Source organism: Geobacillus sp. G4, from assembly GCF_040327975.1.
GTDB classification, from domain to species: domain Bacteria; phylum Bacillota; class Bacilli; order Bacillales; family Anoxybacillaceae; genus Geobacillus; species Geobacillus thermoleovorans.
Window position 1 is genome coordinate 1 of the sequence record NZ_JBEPJY010000110.1, and the last position, 263, is coordinate 263.

A 263-nucleotide genomic window follows, 5' to 3' on the forward strand; every position below is an offset into this window, starting at 1 on the left:
TTACCCATGATATTGGAGCTATTACAGATAAAGTTACGCATGTTGCTTGCTTGAACAAACAACTTTATTTCCATGGAAATAAAGACGAATTTGAACGCCTGAAAGAAACCGAATTGACCTCATTGTACGGGCATCCAGTTCAGTTAATAACGCATGATCATGAGTAGATGGAGGAAATGAAGATGCTTAGCAGTATTTTACAATTTGAGTTTTTGCAAAATGCATTTCTTTCAGGTATTTTAATCGGTTTTATCGCACCTCTT

1 pseudogene is annotated in these 263 nt (G+C 35.7%); it reads left to right on the forward strand.

What is annotated here, in order from left to right:
• Nucleotides 1-167, forward strand: a pseudogene (locus ABS784_RS17160) (zinc ABC transporter ATP-binding protein); the annotation flags it as partial.
• Between the last annotated feature and the right edge of the window lie 96 nt (nucleotides 168-263).